This window comes from Bradyrhizobium sp. WCU1 (genome assembly GCF_053474805.1).
Genome location: NZ_CM130280.1, coordinates 6,552,433 through 6,568,403 on the forward strand (window position 1 = coordinate 6,552,433; position 15,971 = coordinate 6,568,403).

Genomic DNA, 15,971 nt, shown 5'->3' on the forward strand with positions numbered 1-15,971 from the left:
GGGTCCGCAAGGTCGGCTGTTCGGATTCCTTGAAACGTTGCAATCGTCCGGAGACGGACGCGGATCTCACGATGGCTTTCAGCCCGTTCAAATTCCTGCAGGAAGTGCGCTCGGAGACCGCCAAGGTCACCTGGCCGACGCGCCGCGAGACGACCATCACCACCATCATGGTGTTCGTGATGGTGGCGCTGGCCTCGATCTTCTTCTTCGCCGCGGACCAAATCATCCGCTATCTGATTACCCTGATACTGGGCATCCACTGATGAGCACCCAATTGATGGACAAGCGCTGGTACATCGTCCACGCCTATTCGAACTTCGAGAAGAAGGTTCAGGAATCGATCCGCGAGCAGGCCAAGCAGCGCGGGCTCGAAGAGCTGTTCGAGCAGATCCTGGTGCCGACCGAGAAGGTCACCGAGGTGCGCCGCGGCCGCAAGATCGACGCCGAACGCAAGTTCTTCCCGGGCTATGTGCTGGTGAAGATGAAGCTGACCGACGAGGCGTTCCATCTGATCAAGAACACGCCGAAGGTCACCGGCTTCCTCGGCGCGGAAAACAAGCCGATGCCGATCTCGGAAGCCGAGGCGATGCGGATCCTGCACCAGGTGCAGGAGGGCGTGGAGCGTCCGAAGGCGTCGGTGTCGTTCGAAATCGGCGAGAATGTGCGCGTGGCCGACGGCCCGTTCGCCTCGTTCTCCGGCGTGGTGGAAGAAATCGACGAGGCGCGTTCGCGCGTGAAGGTCGCGGTGTCGATCTTCGGCCGCGCAACGCCCGTGGAACTGGAATTCGGTCAGGTCGAAAAGGTGGTCTGACCGGACGGCGCGGGGTATATGGCTCGCGTCAATTGAGGCCGTGGGAGGGAGGAGGCGGTCGCCAGCCCCTCCAACCGAACCACGGAACCTGAAACCGCCGGCCCCGTCCGGCACAACAGGAGTGATAGATGGCAAAGAAAGTGACCGGATACCTGAAGCTTCAGGTCCCGGCCGGTGCGGCGAATCCTTCGCCCCCGATCGGCCCCGCGCTTGGTCAGCGCGGCCTGAACATCATGGAGTTCTGCAAGGCGTTCAACGCGCAGACCCAGAAGGAAGAGAAGAACACCCCGATCCCGGTGATCATCACGATCTATGCGGACCGGTCCTTCACCTTCGAGATGAAGACCCCTCCGATGTCCTACTTCCTCAAGCAGGCCGCCAAGATCCAGTCCGGATCGAAGGCGCCGGGCCGCGACAAGGCCGGCAAGGTGACCAAGGCGCAGGTGCGCGAGATCGCCGAGAAGAAGATGAAGGACTTGAATTGCGATACCATTGAATCGGCCATGAAGATGGTCGAGGGCTCTGCCCGTTCGATGGGTCTGGAAGTTGCGGGGTAACGGGCCATGACAATCGGAAAGCGTCTGAAGAAGGCCCGTGAGGGTGTTGATCGCGAGAAGCTCTACCCGCTCGCGGACGCCATCAAGATGGTCAAGGAGCGCGCCAAGTCGAAGTTCGACGAGACGATCGAGATCGCGATCAATCTCGGCGTCGACCCGCGCCACGCCGACCAGATGGTCCGCGGCGTCGTCAACCTGCCGAACGGCACCGGCCGCACGCTGCGCGTCGGCGTGTTCGCGCGCGGCGCCAAGGCTGAGGAAGCCAAGGCTGCCGGCGCCGACGTCGTCGGCGCCGAAGACCTGGTCGAGAAGGTGCAGGGCGGTGCGATCGACTTTGATCGTTGTATCGCGACCCCCGACATGATGCCGCTGGTCGGCCGCCTCGGTAAGGTGCTCGGTCCGCGCGGCATGATGCCGAACCCGAAGATCGGCACCGTGACCATGGACGTCACCAACGCCGTGAAGGGCGCCAAGGGTGGCTCGGTCGAGTTCCGCGTCGAGAAGGCCGGCATCGTGCAGGCCGGCATCGGCAAGGCCTCGTTCTCCGAGGACAAGCTGGTCGAGAACGTCAAGGCGCTCGCCGACGCGGTCTCCAAGGCGAAGCCGGCGGGCTCCAAGGGCACCTACATCCAGCGCGTGGCGGTTTCCTCCACCATGGGCCCGGGCGTGAAGGTCGAGCCGGGCACCATCCTCGGCTGATATCTTTGGCCGTGACGAGATAAAGAGGGGCGGGATCGGGCAACCGGTTCCGCCCTTTGTTTTTCCCGGAGCGTTTTCGAGCGGAGCAAACGCGTCAGAACGAGAATCGAGAGCCGCGTTCCGCTTCAATTGGAATGGAAAAGGCTCCAGGTGAAGCCTCTCGCAGGAAACAAGAACAATGCCCGATAAGGTCCTGGTCTATTCACGCTTTCCCAAGGCCCAGCTGATCCGCTTCGGCGAGCGCTATGAGCTGCTCAACGCGGCAGGCAAGCGGCTGGACGAAGCGTTCCCGGTGGCCGAGCTCGCCGACGTCAGCGCCATGATCACCGCGGGCGGCACGCCGCTCCGGGGCGATGCCATGGACATGCTGCCGAAGCTCGGCGCGATCGTCTGCTACGGCACCGGCTATGACGGCGTCGATCTCGCCGCCGCCGCCAGGCGCGGCATCGCTGTCGGCCACAGCCCCGGCGCCAATGCGGCCTCGGTCGCCGACATCGCGCTGACCTTGATGCTGGCATCGGTGCGGCGTCTGCCGGTCGCCGACAATTATGTCCGCAGCGGCGACTGGGCCGGTGCAAAACCGTCGCCGATGATGCGACCGCAGGCCGGCATGCGCGGCCGCAAGGTCGGCGTCTACGGCATGGGCGAGATCGGCCGCAAGATCGCGAGCCGCGTTGCGGCCTTCGAGACCGAGGTCGGCTATTTCAGCCGTACCAAATATGACCTGCCGTATCAGTACCTGCCGAGCCTCGAGGCGCTGGCCGACTGGTGCAGCGTGCTTGTCATCGCGGTCCGCGCCGGCGCCGACAATGTCAATGTGATCGACGCCGACATCCTGCGTCGGCTCGGCGGCGACGGGCACGTCGTCAACATCTCGCGCGGCTCGGTCATCGACGAGAAGGCGCTGGTTGCGGCTCTGACTGACGGAACCATCGCCGGCGCCGGCCTCGACGTGTTTGCCCAGGAGCCGCATGCGCCGGACGCGCTGACCGCGCTGCCGAACGTGGTGCTGTCACCGCATCTCGGCGGCCACACTCTGGAATCGCACGTCGCGATGCAGGACTGCGTGCTCGCCAATCTCGACGCGTTCTTTGCCGGTACGCCGCTGCCCTATAAGGTGAGTGGCACCTGAGCAGCTACCGGCTCCGTGACCGGAGCCGGCTCCCCGTCCGTCATATGAAACTGGTCCAATATTTGCTCTTGGCAAGCCAGGCAGGACCGGCTACATAGCGCCTTCCGGGCGTGCTGGCACTTGCTGGCATGTCTGTGCTCGCATTCCGAAAACCTGAGTTGATAGGAGATCATTCCTTTCCGCATGCCCGCAAGGATGCTCGAAAGGAAGGGGACCCGTCGCCTCGGATCGGAGTGAGAGCAGGGGGCTTCAGCGTGCTGAAGTGCCTCGATCCTGTCCAAGACTGCAGGCGCCCGCGAGAACTTCATGTTTTCAACGGCTTAATCGCATGGCCTGCATAGACGGGTGAAGACCGGATTTTGCGCTTCACGTCGCGGCATGTTCGCGGCTGGAAGGCTGGTTTGGTTCGAACCTCGACAGCCCATGGCCGTAAGGCTCTGGGAGGGCAGGCTTCTAGATGTCGTCTTGCCCGGCATGTCCGAGGGTCTTGGACCCTCCGGATCAGGTTTAGGGCGGGACGATGGGTGCAACCCGGCGGTCCTGCCTTCGCGGAAAGGCCGCCAACCGGAAAGAGCTTGCTGTGGAACGAGCGGCAAAAAAAGAGTCGGTCGAACAACTTAACGAGGTCTTCAAGACCACGTCGGTTGCGATCGTTGCTCACTATTCCGGCCTCACCGTGGCCCAGATGCAGAAGCTGCGCATGCAGATGAAGCAGGCGGGCGCATCGGTGAAGGTCTCGAAGAACCGTCTCGCCAAAATTGCTCTTGAAGGCACTGACGTCGCTGCCATCGGCTCCCTGCTGAAGGGGCCGACCGTGATCGCTACTTCGAACGATCCGGTTGCGGCGCCAAAGGTTGCCATCGAATTCGCCAAGGCGAACGAGAAGTTCGTCATCCTCGGCGGCTCGATGGGTAAAACCGTCCTGAATGTCGACAGCGTGAAGGCGCTCGCCTCACTGCCGTCGCTCGACGAACTGCGCGGCAAGATCGTTGGCCTCCTCGTGGCGCCGGCGACCAAGCTTGCTCAGCTCTCCAACGCGCCTGCGGCCAAGCTCGCGCGCGTCATTCAGGCTCATGCCTCAAAGGGCGAAGCGGCCTGACCCCTTCGCTAATCTCAAACCTGGTTCGAACCAAACGTTTAAGGAACTGAACAATGGCTGATCTGCAGAAAATCGTCGACGACCTCTCGAGCCTCACCGTGCTCGAAGCGGCTGAACTCGCCAAGCTCCTCGAAGAAAAGTGGGGCGTGTCCGCCGCTGCCGCCGTTGCGGTGGCTGGTCCGGCTGCTGGTGGTGCTGCCGCTGCTCCGGCTGAAGAGAAGACCGAATTCACCGTCGTGCTGGCTGCTGCCGGCGACAAGAAGATCGAAGTCATCAAGGAAGTCCGCGCCATCACCGGCCTGGGCCTGAAGGAAGCCAAGGACCTCGTCGAAGGCGCTCCGAAGCCCGTCAAGGAAGGCGTCAACAAGGAAGAAGCAGACAAGATCAAGGCCCAGCTCGAGAAGGCTGGCGCCAAGGTCGAGCTCAAGTAATGCGCGATCCGGGAGCGCCGCAGGGCGCTCCCGGGCCATGCAAACGGCGTGCGACAGGTTGTCGCGTGGCGTGTTGGACACAAAAAAGTGTGGGGATCCGTGGACTTAACCCTCGAATCTCCTTTATTGCCATCCCATATCGGGTTGGCAGCGGAAAAACACGGTAGGCGACGGGGGCGGCAGGGTCCCTGGCGGAAGCCGTTGGGAGACAGTCAGATTTCGGGCTTTTTCAGTCCGTAAAGCGGAGTGTTTGGACGGGCGGGTGCAGTGATGCGCCCCGCGCGTTGTTTTGCGTTTTGAAGGTGGTTGGGGCCGGGACCGGGATTTAATTCCTGACTTTGCGCTTCGTTCCTTCGAGACGATTCGAAATTCAACCCGGGGCCGATGGCAGTCGTTCCCGGAAGGTTCGCCCCACAAAGGCGACGAAAATGAGAGGCCACGATGGCGCAGCAGACATTCACCGGTCGCAAACGCGTACGCAAGTTTTTCGGTCACATCAAGGAAGTCGCCGAGATGCCGAACCTCATCGAGGTTCAGAAGGCGTCCTATGACCAGTTCCTGATGGTTGACGAGCCCGCCGGCGGTCGCCTCGACGAGGGCCTGCAGGCGGTGTTCCGCTCGGTGTTCCCGATCTCGGATTTCTCCGGCACCTCGATGCTCGAGTTCGTCCGCTATGAGTTCGAGCAGCCGAAATATGACGTCGACGAGTGCCGCCAGCGCGGCATGACCTTCGCTGCGCCGCTCAAGGTGACGCTGCGCCTCATCGTGTTCGATATCGACGAGGAAACCGGCGCCAAGTCGGTGAAGGACATCAAGGAGCAGGACGTCTACATGGGCGACATCCCGCTCATGACGATGAACGGCACCTTCGTCGTCAACGGCACCGAGCGCGTCATCGTCTCGCAGATGCACCGTTCGCCCGGCGTGTTCTTCGACCACGACAAGGGCAAGACCCATTCGTCCGGCAAGCTGCTGTTTGCCGCGCGCGTGATTCCGTATCGCGGTTCCTGGCTCGACATCGAGTTCGACGCCAAGGACATCGTGTTCGCGCGCATCGACCGCCGCCGCAAGCTGCCGGTGACCTCGCTGATGTACGCGCTCGGTCTCGACGGCGAGCAGATCCTGTCGACCTTCTACAAGAAGATCACCTACAAGCGGACCAAGGAAGGCTGGCGCGTGCCGTTCGACGCCAACCGTTTCCGCGGCTATTCGACCGTCAACGACCTGATCGACGCCGACACCGGCAAGGTGGTGCTCGAGGCCGGCAAGAAGCTGACCGTGCGCCAGGCGCGCCAGCTGCAGGAGAAGGGCCTCAAGGCCCTGCGCATGTCGGACGAGGAGCTGGTCGGCAACTATCTCGCCGAGGATCTCGTCAACCCGAAGACCGGTGAAATCTACGCCGAAGCCGGCGAGGAGATCACCGAGAAGTCGATGAAGGTGCTGAACGAGCAGGGCTACAAGGACCTGCCGCTGCTCGACATCGACCACGTCAATGTCGGCGCCTACATCCGCAACACGCTGTCGGCCGACAAGAATATGACGCGTGAGGACGCGCTGTTCGACATCTACCGCGTGATGCGTCCGGGCGAGCCGCCGACGCTGGATTCGGCGCAGGCGATGTTCCAGTCGCTGTTCTTCGATGCAGAACGCTACGACCTGTCCGCGGTCGGCCGCGTCAAGATGAACATGCGCCTCGAGCTCGATGCGCCCGACACCCATCGCACGCTGCGCAAGGAAGACATCCTGGCGGTCATCAAGACGCTGGTCGACCTGCGCGACGGCAAGGGCGAGATCGACGACATCGACCACCTCGGCAACCGCCGGGTGCGCTCGGTCGGCGAGCTCATGGAGAACCAGTACCGGATCGGCCTGCTCCGCATGGAGCGCGCCATCAAGGAGCGCATGTCGAGCGTCGATATCGACACCGTGATGCCGCAGGATCTGATCAACGCCAAGCCCGCGGCTGCCGCGGTGCGCGAGTTCTTCGGTTCCTCGCAGCTGTCGCAGTTCATGGACCAGACCAACCCGCTGTCGGAGATCACCCACAAGCGGCGCCTGTCGGCGCTCGGCCCGGGTGGTCTGACCCGCGAGCGTGCCGGCTTCGAAGTCCGCGACGTGCATCCGACGCATTACGGCCGGATCTGCCCGATCGAGACGCCGGAAGGTCCGAACATCGGCCTGATCAACTCGCTGGCGACGTTCGCGCGCGTCAACAAATACGGCTTCGTCGAGACGCCCTATCGCAAGATCAAGGACGGCCGGGTCACCGATGAGGTGGTCTATCTGTCGGCGATGGAAGAGGGCCGCTACCGCGTCGCGCAGGCCAACGTGCCGCTCGATGCCAAGGGCCGCTTCACCGACGATCTGGTGGTCTGCCGTCATGCCGGCGAAGTGCTGCCGGTGACGCCGGACAAGGTCGACTACATGGACGTGTCGCCGAAGCAGCTGGTTTCGGTCGCCGCGGCGCTGATCCCGTTCCTCGAGAACGACGACGCCAACCGCGCGCTGATGGGCTCGAACATGCAGCGCCAGGCGGTGCCGCTGGTTCGTGCCGAGGCGCCGTTCGTCGGCACCGGCATGGAAGGCGTGGTCGCCCGTGACTCCGGTGCTGCGATCGCAGCCCGCCGTTCGGGCGTGATCGACCAGATCGACGCCACCCGCGTCGTGATCCGCGCCACCGAGGATCTCGATCCGACCAAGTCGGGCGTCGATATCTACCGGCTGATGAAGTACCAGCGCTCGAACCAGTCGACCTGCATCAACCAGCGTCCGCTGGTGAAGGTCGGCGACATCGTCAAGAAGGGCGACATCATCGCTGACGGTCCGTCGACCGATCTCGGCGAGCTCGCGCTCGGCCGCAACGTGCTGGTCGCGTTCATGCCGTGGAACGGCTACAACTTCGAAGACTCGATCCTGCTCTCCGAGCGGATCGTGAAGGACGACGTGTTTACCTCAATTCATATTGAAGAATTCGAGGTGATGGCTCGCGACACCAAGCTCGGCCCTGAGGAAATCACCCGCGACATTCCGAACGTCTCGGAAGAAGCGCTGAAGAACCTCGACGAAGCCGGCATCGTCTACATCGGTGCGGAAGTCCGCGCCGGCGACATCCTGGTCGGCAAGATCACGCCGAAGGGCGAGAGCCCGATGACGCCGGAAGAGAAGCTGCTCCGCGCCATCTTCGGCGAGAAGGCCTCCGACGTCCGCGATACCTCGCTGCGCGTGCCTCCGGGCGTGCAGGGCACCATCGTGGAAGTCCGCGTGTTCAACCGCCACGGCGTCGACAAGGACGAGCGTGCGCTGGCGATCGAGCGCGAGGAGATCGAGCGTCTGGCCAAGGACCGCGACGACGAGCAGGCGATCCTGGACCGCAACGTCTATAACCGCCTCGCCGAGCTCCTGGAGAACCGCCAGGGCATTGCCGGCCCCAAGGGCTTCAAGAAGGATACCAAGATCACCCGCGCGGTGCTCGACGAGTATCCGAAGTCGCAGTGGTGGCTGTTCGCCTCGCCGAACGACAAGCTGATGGCCGAGATCGAGGCCATGCGGAAGCAGTACGACGAGTCGAAGAAGGGCCTCGAACAGCGCTTCCTCGACAAGGTCGAGAAGCTGCAGCGCGGCGACGAGCTGCCGCCCGGCGTGATGAAGATGGTCAAGGTCTTCGTCGCGGTGAAGCGCAAGATCCAGCCCGGCGACAAGATGGCCGGCCGTCACGGCAACAAGGGCGTGGTGTCGAAGATCGTGCCGATCGAGGACATGCCGTTCCTCGAGGACGGTACGCATGCCGACATCGTGCTCAACCCGCTCGGCGTGCCCTCGCGCATGAACGTCGGCCAGATCCTCGAGACGCATCTCGGTTGGGCCTGCGCCGGCCTCGGCAAGCGCATCGGCCAGACCATCGACGCCTATTATCAGAGGCAGGATCTCAAGCCGCTGCGCGAGACCCTGAAGAAGATCTACGGCGAGGATGAAACCATCAAGTCGCTGAACGACAACGAGCTGCTCGAGCTTGGCCGCAACCTCAGCCACGGCGTGCCGATCGCAACGCCGGTGTTCGACGGCGCCAAGGAAGCGGACATCGAGGAGATGCTGAAGCTCGCGGGCTTCGACGCCTCCGGCCAGTCGACCGTCTATGACGGCCGAACCGGCGATGCGTTCGATCGCAAGGTGACGATGGGCTACATCTACATGCTCAAGCTGCACCATCTCGTGGACGACAAGATCCACGCGCGTTCGATCGGTCCGTACTCGCTCGTCACCCAGCAGCCGCTGGGCGGCAAGGCGCAGTTCGGCGGCCAGCGCTTCGGCGAAATGGAGGTCTGGGCGCTGGAAGCCTACGGCGCCGCCTACACGCTGCAGGAGATGCTGACCGTGAAGTCGGACGACGTCGCCGGCCGTACCAAGGTGTACGAGGCGATCGTGCGCGGCGACGACACCTTCGAGGCCGGTATTCCGGAATCGTTCAACGTGCTGGTCAAGGAAATGCGCTCGCTCGGCCTCAACGTCGATCTGCACAATTCCAAGGTGGGACCGGCGCCGACGTCGGAAGCGGCCGAGTAACGCTGTGATTTATGCCCGGCGCGAACCGCGCCGGGCCTTCGCACCCTTCTCGGACGTTGAGCGGGGCGCGCGCTGACAAAAACTTTCGAATTTGCTGCCGGTGACGATCGGCACGCGAGGAGAAGACCATGAATCAAGAGATTATGAATCTTTTCAATCCGACGACGCCGGCTCAGGTCTTCGACCAGATTCGGATTTCGATCGCGTCTCCGGAGAAGATTCTGTCCTGGTCGTACGGCGAGATCAAGAAGCCCGAGACCATCAACTACCGTACCTTCAAGCCGGAGCGTGACGGCCTGTTCTGCGCGCGCATCTTCGGGCCGATCAAGGACTACGAGTGCTTGTGCGGCAAGTACAAGCGGATGAAGTACAAGGGCATCATCTGCGAGAAGTGCTCGGTCGAGGTGACGCTGTCGCGCGTCCGGCGCGAGCGCATGGGCCATATCGAGCTGGCGGCACCGGTCGCCCACATCTGGTTCCTGAAGTCGCTGCCGTCGCGCATCGGCCTCCTGCTCGACATGACGCTGAAGGATCTCGAGCGGATCCTGTACTTCGAATACTACGTCGTGCTCGAGCCGGGTCTGACCGCGCTGAAGGACCGTCAGCTGCTGTCGGAAGACGAGTATCTGAAGGCGCAGGACGAGTACGGCCAGGACAGCTTCACCGCCATGATCGGCGCCGAGGCGATCCGCGAGCTGCTGAAGGGGCTCGAGCTCGAGAAGCTCGAGGCGACGCTGCGCGCCGACATGGCGGAGACCGACTCCGACATCAAGCACAAGAAGCTCGCCAAGCGTCTGAAGATCGTCGAGGCCTTCCGCGTCTCCGGCAACAAGCCGGAATGGATGATCATGACGGTGGTGCCGGTGATTCCGCCGGACCTGCGTCCGCTGGTGCCGCTCGACGGCGGCCGGTTCGCGACCTCGGACCTCAACGACCTCTACCGCCGCGTTATCAACCGCAACAACCGTCTGAAGCGGCTGATGGAGCTGCGCGCGCCCGACATCATCATCCGCAACGAAAAGCGCATGCTGCAGGAGGCCGTCGACGCGCTGTTCGACAACGGCCGCCGCGGCCGCGTCATCACGGGTGCCAACAAGCGCCCGCTGAAGTCGCTCGCCGACATGCTGAAGGGTAAGCAGGGCCGGTTCCGCCAGAACCTGCTCGGCAAGCGCGTCGACTATTCGGGCCGTTCGGTGATCGTGGTCGGTCCCGAGCTGCGCCTGCATCAGTGCGGCCTGCCGAAGAAGATGGCGCTCGAACTGTTCAAGCCGTTCATCTACTCGCGGCTCGACGCCAAGGGCCTGTCCACCACGGTGAAGCAGGCCAAGAAGCTGGTCGAGAAGGAGCGTCCGGAGGTCTGGGATATCCTCGACGAGGTGATCCGCGAGCATCCGGTGCTGCTGAACCGCGCGCCGACGCTGCATCGCCTCGGCATCCAGGCGTTCGAGCCGGTGCTGATCGAGGGCAAGGCGATCCAGCTGCACCCGTTGGTCTGCGCCGCCTTCAACGCCGACTTCGACGGCGACCAGATGGCCGTGCACGTTCCGCTGTCGCTCGAAGCGCAGCTGGAAGCGCGCGTGCTGATGATGTCGACCAACAACATCCTGCATCCGGCGAACGGCCAGCCGATCATCGTACCGTCGCAGGACATCGTGCTCGGCCTCTACTACGTCTCGATCATGCGCGAAGGCCTGCCCGGCGAGGGCAAGATCTTCGGCGACATGGCCGAGCTCGAGCACGCGCTGCATTCGAAGGTCATCCACCTCCACACCAAGATCAAGTACCGGTGGGAAGGCATCGACGAGGAAGGCAAGCAATCCAAGCGCTGGATCGAGACCACCGCCGGCCGTGTCATGCTCGGCAATCTGCTGCCGAAGAGCACCAAGATCTCGTACGACATCATCAACAAGCTGATGACCAAGCGCGAGATTTCCGGCGTGATCGACCAGGTCTACCGGCACTGCGGTCAGAAGGAGACCGTGATCTTCTGCGACCGCATCATGGCACTCGGCTTCTACAACGCCTTCAAGGCGGGCATCTCGTTCGGCAAGGACGACATGGTCGTGCCGGCGTCGAAGTGGAAGATCGTGGACCAGACCCGTACGCTGGCGAAGGATTTCGAGCAGCAGTACAATGACGGCCTAATCACCCATGGCGAGAAGTACAACAAGGTCGTCGACGCCTGGTCGAAGGCCGGTGAAGAAGTCGCCAAGGCGATGATGAAGGAGATCTCGTCGACCAAGAAGACGGCGGCGGGCGCGGATGCCGACATCAACTCGATCTACATGATGGCGCACTCCGGTGCGCGTGGTTCGCCGGCCCAGATGCGCCAGCTCGCCGGCATGCGCGGCCTGATGGCCAAGCCGTCGGGCGAGATCATCGAGACGCCGATCATTTCCAACTTCAAGGAAGGTCTGTCGGTGCTCGAGTACTTCAACTCGACGCACGGCGCCCGCAAGGGTCTGGCGGACACCGCGTTGAAGACGGCGAACTCGGGCTACCTGACGCGTCGCCTGGTCGACGTCGCGCAGGACTGCATCATCACGCAGACCGATTGCGGCACCAAGCTCGGCATCAAGATGCGCGCCATCGTCGACGCCGGCACCGTGGTCGCCTCGCTCGGCTCGCGCATCCTGGGCCGTACGGCCTGCGACGACGTGCGTGATCCCGCCACCAACGAGGTCGTCATCAAGCGCGACACCTTGATGGAGGAGAGCCACGTCGACCTGATCCAGCAGGCCGGCATCCAGGAGGTGAAGATCCGCTCGGCACTGACCTGCGAGTTGGTCAACGGCATCTGCGCCAAGTGCTACGGCCGCGATCTGGCCCGCGGCACCCCGGTCAACCACGGTGAGGCCGTCGGCGTCATCGCGGCGCAGTCGATCGGTGAGCCCGGCACGCAGCTGACGATGCGCACGTTCCACATCGGCGGCGCCGCGCAGCTCAACGAGCAGTCGTTCGTCGAATCGAACTTCGACGGCAAGATCGTGATCCGGAACAAGGCCATCGCCCGCAACAGTGAAGGCAATCTGGTCGCGATGGTGCGCAACATGGTCGTTGCGATTGTCGATGCCGACGGCACCGAGCGCGCAACCCACCGTATTCAGTACGGTTCGAAGATGCACGTCGACGACGGCGACATGGTCAAGCGCGGCCAGCGCATCGCGGAGTGGGATCCCTATACCCGCCCGGTGCTCACCGAAGTCGAGGGCACGATCGGGTTCGAGGATCTGGTCGAAGGCCAGTCGATCTCGGAAACGCTCGACGAATCGACCGGTATTGCCAAGCGCGTGGTCATCGACTGGCGCACGACGCGCGGCGGCTCGGACCTGCGTCCGGCCATCGTGGTCAAGGGCAAGGACGGCAAGGTGCTGAAGCTCGCGCGTGGCGGCGATGCCCGCTACATGCTGTCGGTCGACGGCATTCTGTCGGTCGACATCGGCGCCAAGGTGATGCCCGGCGACATCCTGGCGCGTATCTCGACCGAGAGCGCCAAGACGCGTGACATCACCGGCGGTCTGCCGCGGGTGGCGGAACTGTTCGAGGCTCGCAAGCCGAAGGATGCGGCGATCATCGCGGAGACCGCGGGAACGATCCGCTTCGGCCGCGACTACAAGAACAAGCGCCGCATCTCGATCGAGCCGATGGACAAGACCGAGGAGCCGCGCGAGTACCTGATCCCGAAGGGCAAGCACATCCATCTTCAGGACGGCGACATCGTCGAAAAGGGCGATTTCATCGTCGAAGGCAATCCGGCGCCGCACGACATCCTGGCGATCAAGGGCATCGAGGAACTCGCTGCCTATCTGGTCAACGAAATCCAGGAGGTCTACCGGTTGCAGGGCGTGCTCATCAACGACAAGCACATCGAGGTGATTGTCCGTCAGATGCTGCAGAAGGTCGAGGTCACCGACCAGGGCGACACCGACATGATCTCGGGCGAGCAGGTCGACAAGATCGAGTTCGACGCGCTCAACGTCAAGGCCAAGGAGGAGGGCAAGAAGCCCGCCACGGGTACGCCGGTTCTGCTCGGCATCACCAAGGCGAGCTTGCAGACCCGCTCGTTCTTCTCGGCGGCGTCGTTCCAGGAGACCACGCGCGTGCTCACCGAGGCTGCCGTCAATGGCAAGATCGACCCGCTCGAGGGCCTCAAGGAGAACGTCATTGTCGGCCGCCTGATCCCGGCCGGCACCGGCGCCTCGATGGCGCGGATCCGCGAAGTCGCGGTCAAGCGCGACAAGCTGATCCTCGACGAGCGCGAGAAGCAGCAGGCGGCGATCGTGCCGACGGCTCCGGAAGCGGAGCCGCTGGCGCTGCCGCCGGCGGAATAGGCCTCCGCAAGACTACGGTAACAACGAGAAGGCCGGCGTTCTGCCGGCCTTTTTGCTGCTTTCTTCTCCTGCTGCGGTGCAGGGACGCAGTTTGTTCATCTTCCCTTCAGGCAAAAAAGTGCCTTTGTTAGGGTGACTTAGACCGGCTGTTTGACAGTGCCGGAGACGACGGAATTCATATGCTCGACTTGGCTATCGTAGGCGGCGGCCCCGGGGGGCTGATGAGCGCCTGGTATTTGAAGCGCAAACTCGGCGACCTCTGCCGCGTCACCATCTTCGAGGCGTCGAACCGCCTCGGCGGCAAGATCGTCACGCGCAAATTCGACAGCGCGCCCGCGATGTACGAGGCCGGCGTTGCCGAGATCTACGACTACTCGATGACCGGACCCGACCCGCTGCGCGAGCTGATCCAGCATTTCGGCCTGCAGACGATCCCGATGGATGCCGAGCAGGTGCAACTCGACGGCGAGTTGCTCGCCGATGTTCCCGGCATGCGCCGCAAATACGGCGCCAAGACCGCAGCCGCGATCGAGGCGTTCCGCAAGCGTTGCGCCGAGCTGGTGTCGCCGATCGAGTATTACGAGGGCGTCGGCGCCCACGACAACGAACACCCCTGGGCCTACAAGACCGCCGAGCAGATCCTCGACGAGGAGGTCGAGGACGCGACCGCCAAGCGGTTCTTCAAGGTGATGGCGCGCTCCGACCTTGCGACCGAGAGCCACAACACCAACGGCCTCAACGCGCTGAAGAACTACGTGATGGATGTCGACGGCTATATCGGCCTGTATTCGATCCAGAACGGCAACGAGCAGCTGATCGATTGCCTGCGCTCGGAAGTCAGTGCCGACATCCAGCTCAACCATCGCGTCCTCAAGGTCGGCAAGACCGCCGAAGGCCGCTACCAGCTCAACATGATGAACGGCAAGGGGCCCGAGACGCGCGATTTCGACCTCGTGCTGGTCTGCCTGCCGCACTCCTGGCTTGCGACCATGCGCTGGGACGGCGAGCAGCTGCGCAAGTCGATGGTCAAGCACGTCGCCTATTTCGATCGTCCTGCGCACTATCTGCGCGTCTCGATCCTGTTCGACGAGCCGTTCTGGGGTGAGAAGATCCCGGGTGCCTGGTTCATGTCGGAGGCGTTCGGCGGCTGCTGCGTCTACAATGAGGGCGCGCGCCACGATGTCGGCAAGCACGGCGTGTTGAACTGGCTGATCGCCGGCTCCGACGCGCTCGCCTACGCCAATCTCAGCGACGAGGAGCTGATCGACGCCGCGCTGAAGTCGCTGCCGGCCTCGCTCGGCGATGCCCGCGCGCATTTCCTCGAAGGCAAGATCCACCGCTGGCTGTCCTCGGTCAACGCGCTGCCGGGCGGCCTGCCGGTGCGTGACGTCATGACCAACCACCGCCCCGAGCCGAAGGAGCATCCCGGCATCGTGGTGGTGGGCGACTATCTGTTCGATTCGACCCTGAACGGGCTGCTCGATTCCTCCGACGCCGCGACCGACATCGTCGTCACCGAGATGATGCGGCTGCGCCGTGCCCGCGCGCAGGACGAAGGCGCGCTGTCGGACAAGATCGATCGTGGCTATTTCGACAATTACCGCGGCGTCGGCCCCTACGGCGAAGTCTGGCGCACCTTCACCGACCCGGCCTATCTGACCGACCTGATCAAGACGGTCTGGGGCAGGGCGAAGGGCTACAAGCTGCTGATCGCCGGCTCCGCCAGCGGCGAGCTGGTCGGGGCGCTGCGCGAGCGCGGCATCGACGCCTGGGGCATCGAGAACAACCGCTACATCCACGGCAAGACGCCGAAGGCACTCAAGAAGTACAACAAGCTCGGCTCGATCGCCGACATGCCGTTCAAGGACGAAGAGTTCGACTTCGTGTTCGAGACCTCGCTGTGCCATCTCGGCGAGAAGCAGGTCGTGCGCGGGGTGCGCGAGCTCAATCGGGTGGTCAAGACCGGCGTCGTGTTCGCGTCGGTGACCTCGGACATGGCGCCGGCGGTGATCGATCGCTACGACCTGCTGCGCGGCGTGAAGAAGCTCGGCACCTGGTGGGAGTGGTCGGAACTGTTCTTCGGCAACGGCTTCGACCTGTCCATGCACCGCCGCGACTGCACCGATGCGCTGTGGACGCTGACGCTCGCCGCCAACAAGGGGCCGGGGCAGTGGTACGCCGACTCCGACAGCCTGCGTTATTCCTTCTTCGACAAGGTCGACGCCGACCTCGACGACTAGCGGCGGCAACAGTCGACTTCTGACGCAAGGCGATCGGCCTTGCGCCGACCAGCCGTCAAGCGGCGGCCGTGCCGTGATCCCGAATCCACTCGGCGGCGTGACCGCGCGTCG

At 63.5% G+C, this 15,971-nt stretch carries 10 protein-coding genes; all 10 read left to right on the plus strand.

What is annotated here, in order from left to right:
• The first annotated feature begins 71 nt into the window (after positions 1–71).
• The 10 genes from secE (at position 72) to ACTUWL_RS30655 (ending at position 15,860) form a co-directional block, all read left to right on the plus strand.
• Entirely contained in the window at positions 72–263 is a 192-nt protein-coding gene (gene secE, locus ACTUWL_RS30610; protein WP_016840554.1) for a preprotein translocase subunit SecE, read from the plus strand.
• Between the two features lie 14 nt (positions 264–277).
• A complete protein-coding gene (gene nusG, locus ACTUWL_RS30615) occupies positions 278–811 on the plus strand; it encodes a transcription termination/antitermination protein NusG (RefSeq protein WP_021081670.1) in 534 nt (177 codons plus the stop codon).
• 128 nt (positions 812–939) lie between these two features.
• Positions 940–1,368 (plus strand): 50S ribosomal protein L11, encoded by a 429-nt coding sequence (gene rplK / locus ACTUWL_RS30620; protein ID WP_011088164.1) that lies wholly within the window; start codon positions 940–942, stop codon positions 1,366–1,368.
• A 6-nt stretch (positions 1,369–1,374) separates the two neighbouring features.
• Positions 1,375–2,067 (plus strand): 50S ribosomal protein L1, encoded by a 693-nt coding sequence (gene rplA, locus ACTUWL_RS30625; protein WP_021081669.1) that lies wholly within the window; start codon positions 1,375–1,377, stop codon positions 2,065–2,067.
• 178 nt (positions 2,068–2,245) lie between these two features.
• Complete coding sequence (locus ACTUWL_RS30630) at positions 2,246–3,199, plus strand: 2-hydroxyacid dehydrogenase (protein ID WP_021081668.1); 954 nt, start codon at positions 2,246–2,248, stop codon at positions 3,197–3,199.
• Between the two features lie 580 nt (positions 3,200–3,779).
• Complete coding sequence (gene rplJ, locus ACTUWL_RS30635) at positions 3,780–4,298, plus strand: 50S ribosomal protein L10 (protein WP_028335452.1); 519 nt, start codon at positions 3,780–3,782, stop codon at positions 4,296–4,298.
• Between the two features lie 53 nt (positions 4,299–4,351).
• Positions 4,352–4,729: a 50S ribosomal protein L7/L12 gene (gene rplL / locus ACTUWL_RS30640; RefSeq protein ID WP_021081666.1), complete on the plus strand. Its 378-nt coding sequence runs from the start codon at positions 4,352–4,354 to the stop codon at positions 4,727–4,729.
• Positions 4,730–5,170: 441 nt separating this feature from the next.
• Entirely contained in the window at positions 5,171–9,289 is a 4,119-nt protein-coding gene (gene rpoB, locus ACTUWL_RS30645) for a DNA-directed RNA polymerase subunit beta (protein WP_021081665.1), read from the plus strand.
• Positions 9,290–9,417: 128 nt separating this feature from the next.
• Positions 9,418–13,620 (plus strand): DNA-directed RNA polymerase subunit beta', encoded by a 4,203-nt coding sequence (rpoC, locus tag ACTUWL_RS30650; RefSeq protein ID WP_021081664.1) that lies wholly within the window; start codon positions 9,418–9,420, stop codon positions 13,618–13,620.
• 179 nt (positions 13,621–13,799) lie between these two features.
• Positions 13,800–15,860, plus strand: coding sequence for an FAD-dependent oxidoreductase (locus ACTUWL_RS30655; RefSeq protein WP_021081663.1), 2,061 nt, complete (start codon positions 13,800–13,802; stop codon positions 15,858–15,860).
• Positions 15,861–15,971 lie beyond the last annotated feature (111 nt).

What these genes read in the sequence shown, in the direction of transcription:
- secE (WP_016840554.1), top strand. Translation starts at nt 72, where the DNA reads ATGGCTTTCAGCCCGTTCAAATTCCTGCAGGAAGTGCGCTCGGAGACC.
- nusG (WP_021081670.1), top strand. Translation starts at nt 278, where the DNA reads ATGGACAAGCGCTGGTACATCGTCCACGCCTATTCGAACTTCGAGAAG.
- rplK (WP_011088164.1), top strand. Translation starts at nt 940, where the DNA reads ATGGCAAAGAAAGTGACCGGATACCTGAAGCTTCAGGTCCCGGCCGGT.
- rplA (WP_021081669.1), top strand. Translation starts at nt 1,375, where the DNA reads ATGACAATCGGAAAGCGTCTGAAGAAGGCCCGTGAGGGTGTTGATCGC.
- ACTUWL_RS30630 (WP_021081668.1), top strand. Translation starts at nt 2,246, where the DNA reads ATGCCCGATAAGGTCCTGGTCTATTCACGCTTTCCCAAGGCCCAGCTG.
- rplL (WP_021081666.1), top strand. Translation starts at nt 4,352, where the DNA reads ATGGCTGATCTGCAGAAAATCGTCGACGACCTCTCGAGCCTCACCGTG.
- rpoB (WP_021081665.1), top strand. Translation starts at nt 5,171, where the DNA reads ATGGCGCAGCAGACATTCACCGGTCGCAAACGCGTACGCAAGTTTTTC.
- rpoC (WP_021081664.1), top strand. Translation starts at nt 9,418, where the DNA reads ATGAATCAAGAGATTATGAATCTTTTCAATCCGACGACGCCGGCTCAG.
- ACTUWL_RS30655 (WP_021081663.1), top strand. Translation starts at nt 13,800, where the DNA reads ATGCTCGACTTGGCTATCGTAGGCGGCGGCCCCGGGGGGCTGATGAGC.